We start from the raw sequence: 15,290 nt of genomic DNA on the forward strand, positions 1-15,290 counted from the left end.
GAAATACGCCCGCGCGGCGGCGGGCGGTTTGACATTGATCAAGCGGCTGACGGGATCGCCTGCGACCGGGTGTCGCAGGCAGGTTTGCCGCGTCCGCGCGGCCGAGCAGTGCCACCGCAGCCGAGCGTGGGCTCGGCTCTACAGTGGGTTTGCCGGGTTCAGCCCAGCAGGTAGCGCAGCAGCCCGGCCGAAACCACGCCGATCAGCACCGTCGGCAGCATCGATAGGCGGGTGGCCGCGAGCAGGGTGATGGCCAGCGCGGCGAGATCGGCGGGCTTGTCGGCGACGAAGTCGGGGGCGATCACCGAGATCAGCACGCAGCCCGGCGCGGCCTCCATCACCGTCACCGCGCGCTTGCTCAGGGTGCGGTTGCGCAGCGCGAGGAAGCCGACGATACGGGTCAGGTAGGTCGCGGCGGCCATCAGCACGATGGTCAGCACCGAGGTCCAGTGGATCAATCCGTTGAAGATCATGCCGCGTCCTCCGCCAGCAGCCAGGCGGCCGCCAGGCCGGCCAGCGCGCCACTGGCCACGTACCATGCGCCGGGAATCAGCAGGTAGGTGGCAGCAGCGACCACCAGGCTGACCAGCCACGGCCGTGCTGCCTTCACGCCTTGCCACATGCCACGCAGCAGCACCAGGAACACGGCCGGGAACGCCATGTCGAAGCCATAGGCGTGGATGTCGCCCAGCATCGGGCCGACGATCGCGCCGAGGGCGGTACAGGCCACCCAGACCGTGTACAGGCCTGCCGAGACACCCAGGTAGTAGGCCAGGCTGAATCCGAGCGCACGGCGACGCGCATCGGCGACGCCCAGTGCCCAGCTTTCGTCGCACATGAAGAACAGTGCCGGCAGCACGCGGCGGCGTGGCAGGTGCTGCAGCAGCGGGGCCAGGCTGGCACCCATCAGCAGATGGCGGCTGTTGACCAGTGCGGTAATCGCCACGATCAGCGCGATATGGGGCGGCGAGGTCCACAGTTCGACGGCGGCGAACTCCGAGCCGCCGGCAAAGTTGAGGCCGGTCATCAACGGCACTTCCAACGCGCTCAGGCCCTTCTGGGCGGCCTGGGCGCCAAGGACCAGGGCGAACGGGATGAAGCCGATCATGACCGGCACGGCGGCACGCAGGCCGCGCAGGAACTCGGCGCGCGGCGCGGTATCGCAGGCGGCGTCAGGCAGGGGGAGGGTGGTGCGGGCGTCCATCGAGCGGTGACGAGGTGGGGGTGGCCCATGCTAGCGGGCCGAACACGAAATCGGGTTGCGTTGATGCCATTCAGTTCGGGAAGATTGATATTTCCTGCGGCAATAAGCGAAAGGGATGGAATTCCATGCAGTACCAGCTCGACAACCTCGATCGCCGTATCCTCGACGCCCTGCAGCGTGACGGCCGCCTGCAGAATCTCGAGCTGGCCCGCCAGGTGGGGCTATCGCCGTCGGCCTGCCTGCGCCGGGTGCGGTTGCTGGAGGACGGCGGCTACATCGATCGCTACGTGGCGCTGCTGAATGAGGCGAAAGTCGGCCGTGGCTTCACCGTGTTCGTGCGGGTCTGGTTGCGTGGCCAGGACGAGGACACCACCAATCACTTCATCAACAGCATCAAGTCTTTCCCGGAAGTCCTTGAATGCCATCTGATGGCGGGCGACTGTGATTTCCTGCTGCGGGTCGCCGTTGCGGACCTGGATGCCTACCGGCAGTTCCAGATGCAGCACCTGAACCGGATTGCCGGGGTGCAGAACACCAAGACCGAGATCCCGATGCAGCGGATCAAGCAGACCACCCAGTTGCCGCTTTGAGGGAGGGGGGGGCGGCCGGGTTGCACCCGGCTCCCGCAGAGGCAACAGCCGAGGCCACCGGCGGTCATCGCAATGACATGTCGCACCGGTACGGTTTGAGCCCGCTTGCTGGGTGCGTGCGGACCGGACCTCCGGTCGTACCGCGTGTCCAGTGCAGCTGCTGTCGCTGCCGAGGGTCATGTGTTCTACGTCAGGGGGCTGAATGGACACCATGCAGTCAGAACTTGGAAAGTGGCCATCGCCGCATGGCTGCTGCTGTCCTTTGCCGCTGCCGCGCAGGACGGCATTCATGCCTACGACATTCCGGCGCAACCGCTGGAACAGGCGGTCGAGCGCTTCAGCGTCATCAGCGGGTGGTCGGTGATGTACCCGGGCGATCTTGCCGCCGGCCGCAGCAGCCATGCGCTGCAGGCCAGCCTGCCGCCGCTGCCTGCACTGCAGATGCTGCTGCAGGACACCGGCATCGAGGCCGAGCTGACCGGTGCGCAGCGGGTGGTGCTGCGCCGGAGCACGCATGCTCTGGCCGAAACCGGTGGCGGCGCCGACCTACCCGAGGCCGAGCGCCGGCGTCGCTATGGCGGCCTGCAGCAGCGGCTGCGCGAAGCGTTCTGTGACGACCCTGCGATTGCACCCGGCCGCTATGCCGCGACGTTGCGTTTCCGCGTCGGCGGCGACGGCCAGGTACAGGCTCCCGAACTGGTGTCCGGCAGTGGCAGTGCCGGCCGCGATGCGCGCCTGCTGCAGGCCCTGCAGGCACTGCAGCTGGAGGCCGCTGCGGCAGCGCTTCCGCAGCCGGTCACCCTGCAGATCCGTCCTTCCGGCAACGACCACGACTGTGGCCGGCGCCCGCCCCTTCCATGACTTCAAGGATTCGAACATGAGCAACGGTACGGCTGGGGCAGTTGACCTGATGGACCATCTGCTGGGCGCCTACGACGAGCTGAAGCGTCGCCTGGTCCGCAAGCTGGGCTCGGAGGAGCTGGCGGGCGATGCGCTGCAGGACACCTGGATGCGGCTGAGCGCGCGCCGCGACCGCCTGGACGCGGTGCAGAACCCCGCGGCCTATCTGCTGCGCATGGCGATGAACACCGTGATCGACCGCCAGCGTGCCGACCACCGCCTGCTGAGCCTGGAAGAGGTGGACACGCTGATGGACATGGCCGACCCGGCACCGGGCCCGGCGCAGGCTGCGGAACTGGATTTCGCACTGGAAGACATGGTCGGGCTGCTGCAGCGCATGCCGGAGCGCCGCCGTCGCATCCTGCTGGCGATCCGCGTCGACGGCCTGCAGCAGCGGGATGTCGCCGATCACCTGGGGGTGTCGCTGCGGCTGGTACAGCGTGAACTGAAGGCGGCCCAGGACTACCTGGCCGAACGCAGCGGCCAGGGGCGCCAGGTGCGGTTCTGAGCGGCGGCATCCGTCTACACTTTGACGCCGAGCAGAACCCCGCAGCGTGCGGGTCCGGCATGAGCTCCCATGGATCCTGACGATCGCCCGCAACGCCCGCTGGATGCCGTCGAGCGTCAGGCCCACGCGTGGGTGGTGCGGCTGACCTCGGGCGAAGCCACCGCCGCCGATGGACGCAGGTTCCGCGCGTGGTGCGAGGCTGATCCGCGCCATCGTGAAGCGTTCGGCCGTGCGCGTCGGCAATGGGAGCAGGTGCGCGTGGCCGGCGAACAGCTGCCGCGCGACGCGCGCCAGCCCATCGCGCCATCACCGGTGCAGCGCTGGAGCCGCCGCGCCTTCCTGGGGGCTGCGATTGCCGCGCCCGCCAGCCTGGCGGTGGTGGCGGCACTGCGCCCCCCGCTGGGGCTGTGGCCGTCGGTGACGGCGATGGCGGCCGATTTCCACACCGGCACCGGCGAGCGGTTGCAGATTGCACCGGTGCCGCAGTTGAAGATCGAACTGGATACGCAGAGCAGCCTGCGCCGTCGCGCTGATGCGCAGGGCGAAGGGTTCGAACTGGTGCAGGGCCAGGCGGCGATCGAAACCCTGGCCGGCCTGCGCCTGGCGTTGTTTGCCGGGCCGGGCTGCGTGGTCGCCGATGAAGGTGCGGTGCGCCTGGACGTCCGCAATACCAACGGCCAGGTGCGGGTGACCTGCCTGCACGGCAGTGCCCGCATCGAGCACCCGCAGGGGCGGCTGCAGCTGCAGGCCGGCCAGCAGACCGGCTACGACGAACGTCTCAGCGGCGTGGTGGCCGAAGCGGTCGCCTCGGAAGTGAGTGCCTGGACCGAGGGCATGCTGGTGTTCCGCCGTGCTCCCTTGCACGAGGTGGTGGAGGAGATCAACCGCTATCGCCGCGGCAAAGTGCTGCTGGGCGAATCGGCATTGGCGCGCGCCCCGGTCAGCGGTCGCTTCCGCATCGATGATCCGGACGCAGCGCTGGAGCAGCTGCGGCTGACCCTGTCGCTGGATCTGCGTCGCTTTCCGGGTGGCATTGCCGTCCTTGGTTAGATGAAGACGCTGGCCGTGCGCGCCGCGCAGGGCTGTTGCAAGCAAGGAGAAGCCAAGGATGCGCAACGAGACCATCGGTGTGCTGGATCTGCGCCGCAATCTGTCGGCGCTGCTGGAAACCACGCAGCGACGGCCGTTGATGGTGCATCGTTATGGGTCGCCCTGGGTGTGCGTGGTCTCCGACGCACAGTGGCAGCAGCAGGCCGTGCTGCTGGAATTCGACCCGCAGTCGCATCCACTGGCGATGCTGCTGCGCCTGCAGCAGCAGGTACTGCCCCTGGCCGAGGCCGGGGCACTGCCACCTGCGGCACTGGCACGCGCGCTGCTGCTGATGGGCATGCATGGCATCGACAGCCTCGTTCAGCTGCACGAGCAGGTGCAGCATCATCGACTGTGGCACTGGTTCGTGGCCGGCACGCATGGCCTGATGGACGGCTGGCAGCTGCCGGCACTGCGCGTGGCGATGGCGTCGTGGCTGGATGACGCAGGCATGACCGACGCACTCGCGGCGTTCGCCCAGCGCAGTGACGTGGCGGTGCTGGCGCGGCGCTGCGGCGGAGACGTGCCGCGGCTGGAACGTGAAGCCTGCAGGTGCATGACGCTGCAGTGACAGTAGGGATGAAGCGCCACGCAGTGCACAGAGATGCATTCGCATTGTCGTTTCGCCAGCCTTGCCGACGTCTTCTCCAGAGTACGACGCACCGCGCGTCACGGAGCACAGGCGGCGCCGATGGCAGACAGTCGCAGGATCAGCATGCTGGAGCTCGATCGCCACCTGAGCCAGTCACTGGAGCAGGCCCGGCACGCGCCCCTGAACGTGCAGCGCTATGGGCATTCATGGGTGTGGGTACTGTCCAGCGATGCCTGGGCGGATGCAGGGCGCTGGGCAGCACTGGACAGCTCATCGCATCCGCTGCTGGCAGTGCGCAGGGCGCTTGACCCGCAGCTGCGGCCCTGGCCTGAGGCCGCCATGACCCTGTTGCCGTTCGACGCCGGCGACCCGCGCCAGCTGCAACGTGCGGCGCTGCTGGTGGTGCTGCGTGACCTGCGCAGTGCGCAGCGCGTGCACGACGACCTGCGCTACCACCAGGCCTATCGGCAGTTCATTGGCCTCGACCACGGCAAGGCCTGGTCACCGATGCAGTGCGTGCGCCTGCTCCAGGCCTGCTCGCATCCACTGCTGCAAGGCTGCATCGAAGCAACGTTGCGGGGTATTCCTGCGCACCTGCTGGATGCAGCGTGCGTTGCGGCCACGCGTGTGGCACCGCTGCAGGCGCAGGCACAGCGAATAGCAGGCGGATGTTTATCGTACTGACACATGCACCGCTGACCATGGCGCAGCGGTCTCTTCCAGGATGACGAGGGCGGAACAATGGCAAGGCAGGTGGGTGGTCGCAGGACTCGGCAGCAGGGTTTCAGCCTGATCGAGATCATGGTGGTGGTGGTGATCATCGGCATTCTCGCCGCGCTGATCGTACCGCGGTTGATGGACCGTCCCGACCAGGCGCGCGTGGTCGCGGCGCGGCAGGACATCGCGGCGCTGATGCAGGCGTTGAAGCTGTTCAAGCTGGACAACGGGCGCTACCCGAGCGCCGAGCAGGGCCTGCAGGCACTGGTGAAGCCGCCACAGGGTAGTGGCGCGATGCCGGTCTCGCCCTATCTGGACCGCCTTCCGAACGATCCGTGGGGCCATCCGTACCAGTACCAGGTTCCCGGCACCCACGGCGACATCGATGTGTTCTCGCTGGGCGCGGACAGCAAGCCCGGTGGCGACGCCGGGAACGCGGACATCGGTTCCTGGCAACTGTGAGGCGAGCCGATGGCAACCCGGATGCGTTCGGTGGCGTTGGCCCGCCAGCGCGGCATGGCAGTGATCGTGGCGATGCTGGTGGTGGCGCTGGTAGCGGTGATCGCCACCGCCCTGCTGACCCGCCAGTCTGCGCAGTTGCGCGCGCTGCGGGGCGAGCAGCTGCGCGCCCAGGTGCGGATGGCGGTGGACGCCACGCTGGAGCGCGCGGCCCAGCAGCTGCGCGAGGATGTGCAGGAGCAGCTGACCACTGTTCGCAGCGGGCGCTGGGCGCGGCCGTTGCGCTCGCAGGTGCCGCTGCCGGTGCAGTTGCAGCTGGTTGATGCACAGTCAATGTTCAATCTACGCAACCTGCTGGCGCATGGCAGGCCCGATCCGGAAGCGCGGCGCGCGTTCATCGCGTTGTGTGCCGGGCAGGGGCTGGGGCAGGGCGCTTGCGCATCCGCAGCGGATCATATCCAGGCACGCCTGCGCGATGGCGACATCCAGGCGCAGGCGCCGCTGCCACGCGAGTCCCTGATCGAGCAGGCGTTCGCCGGTGCCGACCCCGTCGCCGTGCAGGCGCTGGCACGGCGCACCGTGGTGCTGCCGGCGCAGACCCTGGTCAACGCCAACACCAGTGATTCCAGCGTGCTGCAGGCGGTCATGCCCAGTGTCGAGCCTGGGCGCATGCAGGCGCTGCTCAGTGAGCGCGATGGGGGCCACTGGTTGCTCAATCGCGGTGACATCGCCAATCGCCTTCAACTGAGCGACGCGCAGATGGAACTGGTACCCCTTGGCATCCATAGCGAGTGGTTCCTCGCCGTCGGCCAGGTGCAGGCCGATGAGAGTGTGGTCGACTTCCGCGCGCTGATCTGGCGCGAGTACCGCGACGACGGCGTGCGTGTGCAACGTGTGTGGACGAGGATCGGTGCATGAGCGTGCAGCTGAGGGTGCGCCTGCCGGCGCTGGAGCGCCTGGGTGCGGACAGCGAGGTCGAATGGGCCCAGCTGCAGAAAGGGATTGCCCAGGCCCAGGGGCGCGCGCCGCTGGCCCTGCTCGGGCAGCGCTATGCCCAGGCCGAGGTGCTGGCCAGCCTCGATCCGCATGACCTGATCCTGCTGGAACTGCAGCTGCCACCGCTGTCGGGTCGTCGGCTGCAGGCGGCATTGCAGGGGGAAGTGGAAGCGATGCTGCTGGACGACCTGCAGGAGGTGGCACTGGCGCATGGCAGCCAGGCGGCCGACGGCAGCGTGCCGGTGGCGTGGCTCGGCCTGCAGGTGATCGTGCAGGCGCAGCAGCTGCTTGCGTCATGTGGTCTGCGACTGCAGGCGCTGTACCCGACGCCATTGCTGCTGCCCTGGCAGAGCGGGCAGGCGACGCTGCAGGCCAGTGGTGAGCACCTGCTGGTGCGCAGCGGGCGTGACCGCGGCCTGGTGCAGTGGTGCGGCGGTCGTGACTCAGGCGCGGTGATGCAGGCGCTGGCGGCGCGGCTGCAGCAGGCAGGCGTTGAGGCCGTGCAATGGGTCGGCAGCGTGCCATCGGCATGGCCGCAAAGCATGCCAGCATCTGTGTTGGCACACGAACTGCAGGCCAGTGGCCCGCTCCCCGGCTGGTCGCTGCCGCTGCCTGGCGGCGGACGGCAGGCGCCGCGGCTGGCGATCGGGCTGGCGCTGGCGGCCGTGCTGCTGGCCGCGCTCGGGCTGCAGCTGCAGGTCTCGCGCTGGCGCAGCGAGGGCGAGGCGTTGCAGCAGGACATGGCACGCCAGTTCAGCGCGCACTTTCCGGAGATCACCGACGTGGTCGACCCGGTGCTGCAGGCGCGGCGCGCGCTGTCCGTTCCGCCATCGGCACCGCCGTTGCCACCCCTGCAGCGACAAGTCGCCAGCACGCTGCAGGCGGTCCCGGAGCTGGGCGGACAGGTGCGCGGCCTGCGCTATCAATCCGGCCAGCTGGAGCTGGAGCTGGATGCCGAAGCGCAGGCCGTGGTCGATGACGCGCAGCGGTTGGAGCAGTGGCAGCAGGCGGCGCAGGCGCAGGGCCTGCTGCTGGTGCGCGAAGCGGGTGGTCGCCTGCGCGTGAGCGGAGGTGGGCAGTGACCGCCGCCGCGCTGCGCCTGGGCGCGGGCGCAGCGGGCCTGCAGCGGCGATGGCAGCGCCTGCCGCCGCGCGACCGGCTGATGCTGCGGGCGATGGTCGCAGCGCTGCTGGTCGCCAGCCTGTGGTCGTTCTGGCTGGAGCCGCTGTTGAAGCAGCGCACCTACTGGCAGGCCGAACTGCCGCGGCTGCAGGCGCAGGCGCAGGCATTGGCGCCACTGCTGCGTGCGCGCGAGCGCCGGCAGCAGGCGCAGGGGCAACGCCCCACGCTGGCCGGCCTGCGCGAGCAGATCCGCTCCGCCGGCCTTGCCAAGGGGCTGCATATCGAAGCGCGCGACGGACACTGGCACCTGCAGGTACAGGCGGTGCCCGCCGACGCGTTGTGGAACTGGCTGCTGCCGTTGCTGGCTGATCCGGCCATCGAGCTACAGCAGCTGCAACTGACACGCACAGGGGATGCGAACATGCCGGCGGCACGGATTTCCGGAAACATCGAAGTGGCACTCTCTGCGGGTGGCCATCCATGAAGGCGATGCGCAGCCTCGCCTGCAGCAGCGCGCTGGCCCTGCTCGTCGGCATCGCCCATGTTCCGGCGCCGGCGCTGGCGCAGGAGACCCGCGATGAGCCGGTGCAGTTGAATCTGGTGGATACCGATATCGGTGGCGTGCTGCGCATGGCCGCGCGCTTCACTGGCCGACAGTTCCTGGTTGACCCGCGGGTGACCGGCAAAATGACGGTGGTCTCCGATGGCCCGGTCAGTCGCACCCAGGCTTACCAGCTGCTGTTGGGGGCGCTGCGCATGCGTGGCTTCGCAGTGGTGGAGAACGGCGGTGTCAGCCGTGTGGTGCCGCAGGCCGATGCCAAGCTGCTGGGCGGGCGGGTCGGCACCGGTGGCGCCGGTGGTGAGGTGGCGACGCGCACCTTCGCGCTGCGCTACGAGAACGCCGCCGCACTGGTGGCGGTGCTGCGGCCGATGATCAGCCCCGACAACCCGATCACCGCCAATCCGGGCAACAACACCCTGGTGATCACCGACTACGCCGACAACCTGGAGCGCATCGCGCGGGTGATTGCCAGCGTGGACACGCCGGCCGGCATGGATACCGATGTGGTCAAGCTGCAGCAGGGCATCGCCGTGGATGTGGCGGCGATGGTCGCGCCGTTGCTCGATGCACAGGGCGCCGAGCCCAGCCAGAAGGTGGTGGTGATGGCGGACCCGCGCAGCAACAGCGTGCTGCTGCGCTCCAGTAGCCCCGGCCGTACCCGGTTGGCGCGGCAGCTGGTGGAGAAGCTGGACCGTGCCCAGGACGAGTCCGGCAATCTGCACGTGGTCTATCTTCGCAACGCCCAGGCCAACCAGCTGGCCGGGGTGCTGCGCGGCGTGGTCGCCGGGCAGAGCGATGCGCAGGCAATGGGCAGCAACGAAGGCATCACGCCGCTGCCCGGTGCCAGCAACCACCCGACGACGCCGCAGCCGTCGCAGCCGCAACAGGCCAAGGCCGGCGGCAATGCGCTTGAATCACAGCGGCTCGATCCGAACCGCCGCGACCCGATCGATGCCGGCAGCACCGGCTTCAGCCAGAACGGTATTTCGGTGCAGGCCGATGTTGCCACCAACACGCTGCTGATCTCGGCGCCCGAGCCGGTCTACCGCAACCTGCGGCGGGTGATCGACCAGCTCGACCAGCGCCGTGCACAGGTGCTGGTGGAAAGCCTGATCGTGGAGGTCAACCAGACCGACGCGGCGGAACTGGGCGTGCAGTGGATGCTGGGCAATGGCCGCACCTTCGGTGGCACCCATTTTGGTGGCACCAGCGGTGGCAGCGGCTTGAACACCGCCGCGCGCACCACGCTCGACGTGCTGCCCAAGGATGGCCTGAAGATCGGCGTGATCGACGGCACCATCAACCTGCCGGGGGTCGGCCAGATCCTCAACATGAAGGCGCTGGCCAATGCGCTGCAGAGCAAGGGTGGCGCCAACATCCTGTCCACGCCGAACCTGATGACGCTGGACAACGAGGCGGCCAGCATCATGGTCGGGCAGACCGTGCCCTTCGTCAGCGGCCGCTACGTGACCGACGGCGGCGGCGGCAGCAACAACCCGTTCCAGACCATCGTGCGCGAGGACGTGGGCCTGAAGCTGCGCGTGCGGCCACAGATCTCCGAAGGCGGCACGGTCAAGCTGGATATCTACCAGGAGGTCAGCAGCATCGACGCGCAGAGCGCGAACAGCACGGCCGGCATCATCACCAACAAGCGTGCGCTGGATACCAGCGTGCTGCTCGACGATGGCCAGATCATGGTGCTCGGCGGGCTGCTGGAGGACAGCGTCAGCCATGGGCGCGACGCAGTGCCGGGGCTGGGCAAGCTGCCGGTGCTGGGTGCACTGTTCCGCAGCGATACGCGCAAGCGCGCCAAGACCAACCTGATGGTGTTCCTGCGCCCGCACGTGGTGCGCGATCCGGCCGCTGGCCAGCGCCTGACCCGTGATCGCTACGACTACATGCGCAACGCGCAGGCCGGTGCGCAGCCGGTACAGAGCTGGGCGTTGCCGGCCCTGTCGGCGCCGCAGCTGCCCCCCCAGGACCTGTCCGTGCTGGGCCAGGGCAACGCCCGCGATGGCCAGGGCCAGCCGCTGCAGAACAGCAGCCTGGCGGCGCTGTACCCGGCCGCTGACGAAGACGCGCAGCTGGTGCAGTTCGCGCAGGGCCTGGATCCGGCGCGCGCCGGCCAGGGCGTGGCGCAGGTGCGGGCACTGGGCCTGCAGGCCTATGCCGAGGCCACGCCGGGCGGGAACGGCCAGCGCCTGCGCGTGCGCCTGCCACGCGATCCGGCGAAACTCGATCCGGCGCTGCAGCAGCTGCGTGGGCTCGGCTACACGCCGGAACTGGTGATCGGGCCGTGAGCGCGAACGCGCTCCTGCCGTATGCCTGGGTGCGCAGCCACGGCGTGATGCTGGCCGAGGCCGGTGGCCAGCCCGTGCTGCTGGGCACGGCGGATACCGCGGCCTGGGCGGTGGCCGAGCTGCGCCGCCGGCACGGCCCGTTGCCGTTCCACGCGCTGGATGCCGCGGCCTGGCAGCAGCGCCTGGGCGAGCAGTATCGTGACGGTGGTGACGCCGCCGCCGTGGTCGGCGCCGCTGAAAGCGAGGTGGACCTGGACCGGCTGATGCAGGACATGCCGGAGGTCACCGATCTGCTCGATGCGCAGGATGACGCGCCGGTGATCCGCATGATCAATGCCCTGCTGGCACAGGCCGCGCGTGATGGTGCCAGCGACCTGCACATCGAGCCGTTCGAAACCCACTCGGTGGTGCGCTACCGGGTCGACGGCACGCTGCGTGACATGGTGCAGCCGCGGCGTGCCCTGCACGCGGCGCTGGTGTCGCGCATCAAGATCATGGCGCACCTGGACATCGCCGAGAAGCGCCTGCCACAGGATGGACGCATCGCGATCCGGGTCGGTGGCCGTCCACTGGACATCCGTGTCTCCACCGTGCCGACCGGGCATGGCGAACGGGCCGTGCTGCGACTGCTGGAAAAGGACGCCGGGCGCCTGCAGCTGCAACGCCTGGGCATGGCCGATGACACCCTGGCGACCTTCACCGGATTGATCCGGCAGCCGCATGGCATCGTGCTGGTGACCGGCCCGACCGGCAGTGGCAAGACCACCTCGCTGTACGCCGCACTGGGCCAGCTCGACAGCAGCACCAGCAACATCCTGACCGTGGAAGATCCGGTCGAGTACGATTTCGCCGGCATCGGCCAGATCCAGGTCAACGCGCGCATCGGCATGAGCTTCGGCACCGCGCTTCGCGCGATCCTGCGCCAGGATCCGGACACCATCATGATCGGCGAAATCCGCGATCTGGAAACCGCGCAGATCGCGGTGCAGTCGTCGCTGACCGGGCACGGGGTGCTGGCGTCCCTGCATACCAATGATGCGATCTCGGCGGTAACCCGCCTCGCCGACATGGGCGTGGAGCCGTTCCTGCTGGCGTCTTCGTTGCGGGGGGTGTTGGCGCAGCGGCTGGTGCGGCGGTTGTGCACCCAGTGCCGGCGCGCGGAGGTAGGCGAGGACGGCCGTACCGTGTGGCGTGCCGTCGGCTGTGCCGCGTGTGCGAACAGCGGCTATCGGGGGCGCACCGGCATCCACGAGCTGTTCGTGGTCGATGACCGTGTGCGTGCGCTGATCCACGAGGGGCAGGGTGAGCCAGCGCTGCGCGAGGCCGCGCGGCGAGCGGGCATGCGCAACCTGCGCGAGGACGGCCAGCGTTGGGTCGACAGCGGGGTGACCACGCTGGAAGAGATCCTGCGCGTCACCGGCGACGCGTGAGGCGACGATGGCATTGTTCGACTACCAGGCCGCCAACGCGCAGGGCCGTATCGAGAAGGGCCAGCTGGATGCCGACAGCCCGCGCGGCGCGCGCCAGCTGCTGCGCGGGCGCGGGCTGACGCCTGTGCAGGTGAGCGCAGCACGCAGTGCAGGCGGTAGCTGGACAGCGCGTCGCCTGTCCGCCAGCGAGCTGGCCTGGGCCACCCGCCAGCTGTCCAGCCTGCTGGCCGCCAGCCTGCCACTGGAAGGCGCGCTGAGTGCGGTGATCGAGCAGGCCGAACGCCCGCACGTGGCGCAGGCGCTCACGGCGGTGCGCGCCGACGTCCGCGCCGGCCAGCGCCTGACCGTGGCCCTGGCCGCGCGGCCGCGCGACTTCCCGCCGATCTACCGTGCGCTGGTGGGGGCGGGCGAGGACTCCGGTGACCTCGCCCGGGTGATGGAGCGGCTTGCGGACTACATCGAAGAGCGCAATGCGTTGCAGGCCAAGGTGCTGACCGCCTTCATCTACCCGGCGGCGATCAGCCTGGTATCGGTGGCGATCGTGATCTTCCTGCTCAGCTACGTAGTGCCGCAGGTGGTGACCGCATTCGTGCAGGCACGGCAGACCCTGCCGATGCTGACCCAGGTGATGCTGGCGGCCAGCGCATTCGTGCGCAGCTGGGGCGTGTGGGTGGGGCTGGGCATCGCCGCGTTGGTGGTGGCATGGCGGCTGGCGTTGCGCCGCCCCGAGCTGCGTCTGCGCTGGGACGCGATGCTGCTGCGGCTGCCACTGCTGGGGCGGTTCGTGCTGGGCGTGAACAGTGCGCGATTTGCTTCGACGCTGGCGATCCTGCTGGATGCTGGTGTGCCGCTGCTGCGCGCATTGGACGCGGCGCGACAGACCCTGGGCAATACGCTGCTGGCGCGCTGCGCCGATGACGTGTCCGCACGGGTTCGCGAAGGCGCGGCGCTGGGTTCGGCGTTGAAGGTGCAGAAAGTCTATCCACCGATCCTGGTGCATCTGGTGGCCAGCGGTGAGAAGACTGGTTCGCTGGCGCCACTGCTGGATCGCGCTGCACAGACGATCTCGCGCGAGATCGAGCGCCGGGCGATGGCGCTGACCGCGCTGCTGGAACCCACCATGATCCTGGTGATGGGCGGCGTGGTGCTGACGATCGTGCTGGCGGTACTGATGCCGATCATGGAAATGAACCAGCTGGTGCAGTAGATCCACGCCATGCGTGGAGGGGGCGCGCGAAGCGCGCCATATGCGCTGCATCCACGCATGGCGTGGATCTACTGACAGCTGGATTTCTCCAGACAATCCTCCACACCTTTTGCTGATCTTCCACAGGTTTCTTAAGCAGCCTGTCATCGGCGCCGACCAGCATAGCCACGTCGCCGCAGAGTGGGCTGGGAGGCCCTCGGCGGCAGCAGGCGTGTAGTGACCGTTCCTCCCTTGGCGTTTCCCTTCGCAGTAAACCCTTCAGGAGAAGATCATGAACAAGTACAAGACCCTGGCCGCGCTGGTTGCTACCGCGCTGCTCGCCACCGCCGGTGCCGCTTCGGCGCAGACCGCCAATGTCACCGGCGGCGGCGCCTCGCTGCCGGCCGACCTCTACAAGGGCAAGCCGGACAGCATCCTGCCGGCCAACTTCAGCTATGCCGTGACCGGCTCGGGCACCGGCAAGAAGGCCTTCCTGGAAAACAACTCGGCGCTGTTCCAGGCGTCCGGCACCGTGCATTTCGCCGGCAGCGACTCGGTGCTGAGCGGCACCGAGCTGAGCACCTACAACACCACCTACAACGTCAGTGGCGATGCCAACCGTTACGGTGCGCTGATCCAGGTGCCGTCGGTCGCGACCTCGGTCACCGTTCCGTTCAACAAGGTCGGTGGCGCCCTGAACCTGACCGTGACCCAGATCTGCGGCGTGTTCTCGGGCAAGATCAACAAGTGGGAAGACATCGCCGGTTCCGGCCGCAGCGGTGACCTGGTTGTGGTCTACCGTGACGAGAGCAGCGGCACCAGCGAACTGCTGACCCGCTTCCTGACCGCCGCCTGCACCAAGGACGACGTCGCAGGCACCAGCCTGAAGCCGGTTGTCTGGGCGCCGAACGAAGTGGCTGCGCCGAAGTTCGCGGTGCAGTCGACCTTCAAGAACCTGTTCGTCAACAATACCGCCCCGGCCAACTTCATCCCGGCCAGCGCCACCGGCGGCAGCGCGCTGTACAGCACCGTGCAGGCTGCCGTGGGCCGCATCGGCTACGTCAGCCCGGACGCCATCCCGGCCGCCGACAACACCGAAGCCGCTCGCCAGGCCGCCCTGAGCGACGCCACCAAGGTCGCCAAGGTCAAGGGCTATTCGCCGAACGAAGTGGACGTGCAGGCCACCCTGGAATCTGCCGCCCCGCCGTCCGGTGCCGCCGCCAGTGATCCGGCCAACTGGGTGCCGGTGTTCGGCAATCCGACCACGGGCTATCCGATCGCCGGTTACACCAACCTGGTGTTCGGCCAGTGCTACAAGAACACCACGGTTGCCAACAACCTGCGCACCTTCCTGATGGGCCACTACAACGCCGGCACCAGCGGCACCAACGACACCGCCGTGCGTGCCCATGGCTTCATCCCGCTGACCAAGACCTGGCGCGAGGCCATCCGTGCGCGCTTCGTGCTGGCCGGCAACGCTGCAGCCCTGAACAACCCGAGCACCTGCGCCAACATCGGTCGCCCGCAGTAATCGCGATCGCCTGTTGACACCTGTTTGACCCGACGCCGGTCCCTTGGGGCCGGCGTCTTCGTTTCCGTGGCGGGCTGCCGGCCGGAACGGCAGATTGCTGTCGG

The 15,290-nt window shown here is 68.7% G+C and carries 16 protein-coding genes; 14 read left to right on the plus strand and 2 right to left on the minus strand.

Annotated features, from left to right (window positions below):
• Positions 1-158 precede the first annotated feature (158 nt).
• Positions 159-473 (minus strand): AzlD family protein, encoded by a 315-nt coding sequence (locus Q0P60_RS16685; protein ID WP_294996031.1) that lies wholly within the window; start codon positions 471-473, stop codon positions 159-161.
• Positions 470-1,204 (minus strand): AzlC family ABC transporter permease, encoded by a 735-nt coding sequence (locus Q0P60_RS16690; protein ID WP_294996034.1) that lies wholly within the window; start codon positions 1,202-1,204, stop codon positions 470-472. The genes Q0P60_RS16685 and Q0P60_RS16690 overlap by 4 nt, the downstream gene beginning before the upstream one ends.
• Positions 1,205-1,329: 125 nt before the next feature.
• Here Q0P60_RS16690 and Q0P60_RS16695 point away from each other — a divergent pair, with 125 nt between their 5' ends.
• The 14 genes from Q0P60_RS16695 to Q0P60_RS16760 all read left to right on the plus strand — a co-directional run bounded on the left by Q0P60_RS16695 (position 1,330) and on the right by Q0P60_RS16760 (position 15,186).
• A complete protein-coding gene (locus Q0P60_RS16695; RefSeq protein WP_294996037.1) occupies positions 1,330-1,794 on the plus strand; it encodes an Lrp/AsnC family transcriptional regulator in 465 nt (154 codons plus the stop codon).
• A 180-nt stretch (positions 1,795-1,974) separates the two neighbouring features.
• On the plus strand, positions 1,975-2,655 hold the full coding sequence (locus Q0P60_RS16700; protein ID WP_345780342.1) for an STN domain-containing protein: 681 nt from the start codon (positions 1,975-1,977) through the stop codon (positions 2,653-2,655).
• 16 nt (positions 2,656-2,671) lie between these two features.
• Positions 2,672-3,202 carry a sigma-70 family RNA polymerase sigma factor gene (locus Q0P60_RS16705; RefSeq protein WP_019337777.1) on the plus strand — a complete coding sequence of 177 codons (531 nt, stop codon included), beginning with the start codon at positions 2,672-2,674 and terminating at the stop codon, positions 3,200-3,202.
• A 69-nt stretch (positions 3,203-3,271) separates the two neighbouring features.
• A complete protein-coding gene (locus Q0P60_RS16710) occupies positions 3,272-4,252 on the plus strand; it encodes a DUF4880 domain-containing protein (protein ID WP_294996046.1) in 981 nt (326 codons plus the stop codon).
• Positions 4,253-4,310: 58 nt separating this feature from the next.
• Positions 4,311-4,862 (plus strand): transposase, encoded by a 552-nt coding sequence (locus Q0P60_RS16715; protein WP_294996049.1) that lies wholly within the window; start codon positions 4,311-4,313, stop codon positions 4,860-4,862.
• Between the two features lie 144 nt (positions 4,863-5,006).
• Positions 5,007-5,567 carry a hypothetical protein gene (locus tag Q0P60_RS16720; RefSeq protein WP_294996052.1) on the plus strand — a complete coding sequence of 187 codons (561 nt, stop codon included), beginning with the start codon at positions 5,007-5,009 and terminating at the stop codon, positions 5,565-5,567.
• 57 nt (positions 5,568-5,624) lie between these two features.
• Positions 5,625-6,062 (plus strand): type II secretion system major pseudopilin GspG, encoded by a 438-nt coding sequence (gene gspG, locus Q0P60_RS16725; protein WP_294996055.1) that lies wholly within the window; start codon positions 5,625-5,627, stop codon positions 6,060-6,062.
• Positions 6,063-6,071: 9 nt separating this feature from the next.
• The gene (gspK, locus tag Q0P60_RS16730; protein ID WP_294996058.1) at positions 6,072-6,977 is read left to right on the plus strand and encodes a type II secretion system minor pseudopilin GspK; all 906 of its coding nucleotides are present in this window, start codon (positions 6,072-6,074) and stop codon (positions 6,975-6,977) included.
• Positions 6,974-8,137, plus strand: a complete 1,164-nt coding sequence (gspL, locus tag Q0P60_RS16735; protein WP_294996061.1) for a type II secretion system protein GspL — start codon at positions 6,974-6,976, stop codon at positions 8,135-8,137. Before gspK ends, gspL begins: the two co-directional genes overlap by 4 nt.
• Positions 8,134-8,661, plus strand: a complete 528-nt coding sequence (gene gspM, locus Q0P60_RS16740) for a type II secretion system protein GspM (RefSeq protein WP_294996063.1) — start codon at positions 8,134-8,136, stop codon at positions 8,659-8,661. The genes gspL and gspM overlap by 4 nt, the downstream gene beginning before the upstream one ends.
• Entirely contained in the window at positions 8,658-11,039 is a 2,382-nt protein-coding gene (gene gspD / locus Q0P60_RS16745) for a type II secretion system secretin GspD (protein ID WP_294996068.1), read from the plus strand. Before gspM ends, gspD begins: the two co-directional genes overlap by 4 nt.
• Entirely contained in the window at positions 11,036-12,469 is a 1,434-nt protein-coding gene (gene gspE, locus Q0P60_RS16750; protein WP_294996071.1) for a type II secretion system ATPase GspE, read from the plus strand. The genes gspD and gspE overlap by 4 nt, the downstream gene beginning before the upstream one ends.
• A 7-nt stretch (positions 12,470-12,476) precedes the next feature.
• Positions 12,477-13,676: a type II secretion system inner membrane protein GspF gene (gene gspF, locus Q0P60_RS16755; RefSeq protein WP_294996074.1), complete on the plus strand. Its 1,200-nt coding sequence runs from the start codon at positions 12,477-12,479 to the stop codon at positions 13,674-13,676.
• Between the two features lie 271 nt (positions 13,677-13,947).
• Entirely contained in the window at positions 13,948-15,186 is a 1,239-nt protein-coding gene (locus Q0P60_RS16760) for a substrate-binding domain-containing protein (RefSeq protein WP_294996077.1), read from the plus strand.
• The last annotated feature ends 104 nt before the right edge of the window (positions 15,187-15,290 follow it).

The sequence above is a fragment of the uncultured Stenotrophomonas sp. genome (genome assembly GCF_945952405.1).
GTDB lineage: Bacteria > Pseudomonadota > Gammaproteobacteria > Xanthomonadales > Xanthomonadaceae > Stenotrophomonas.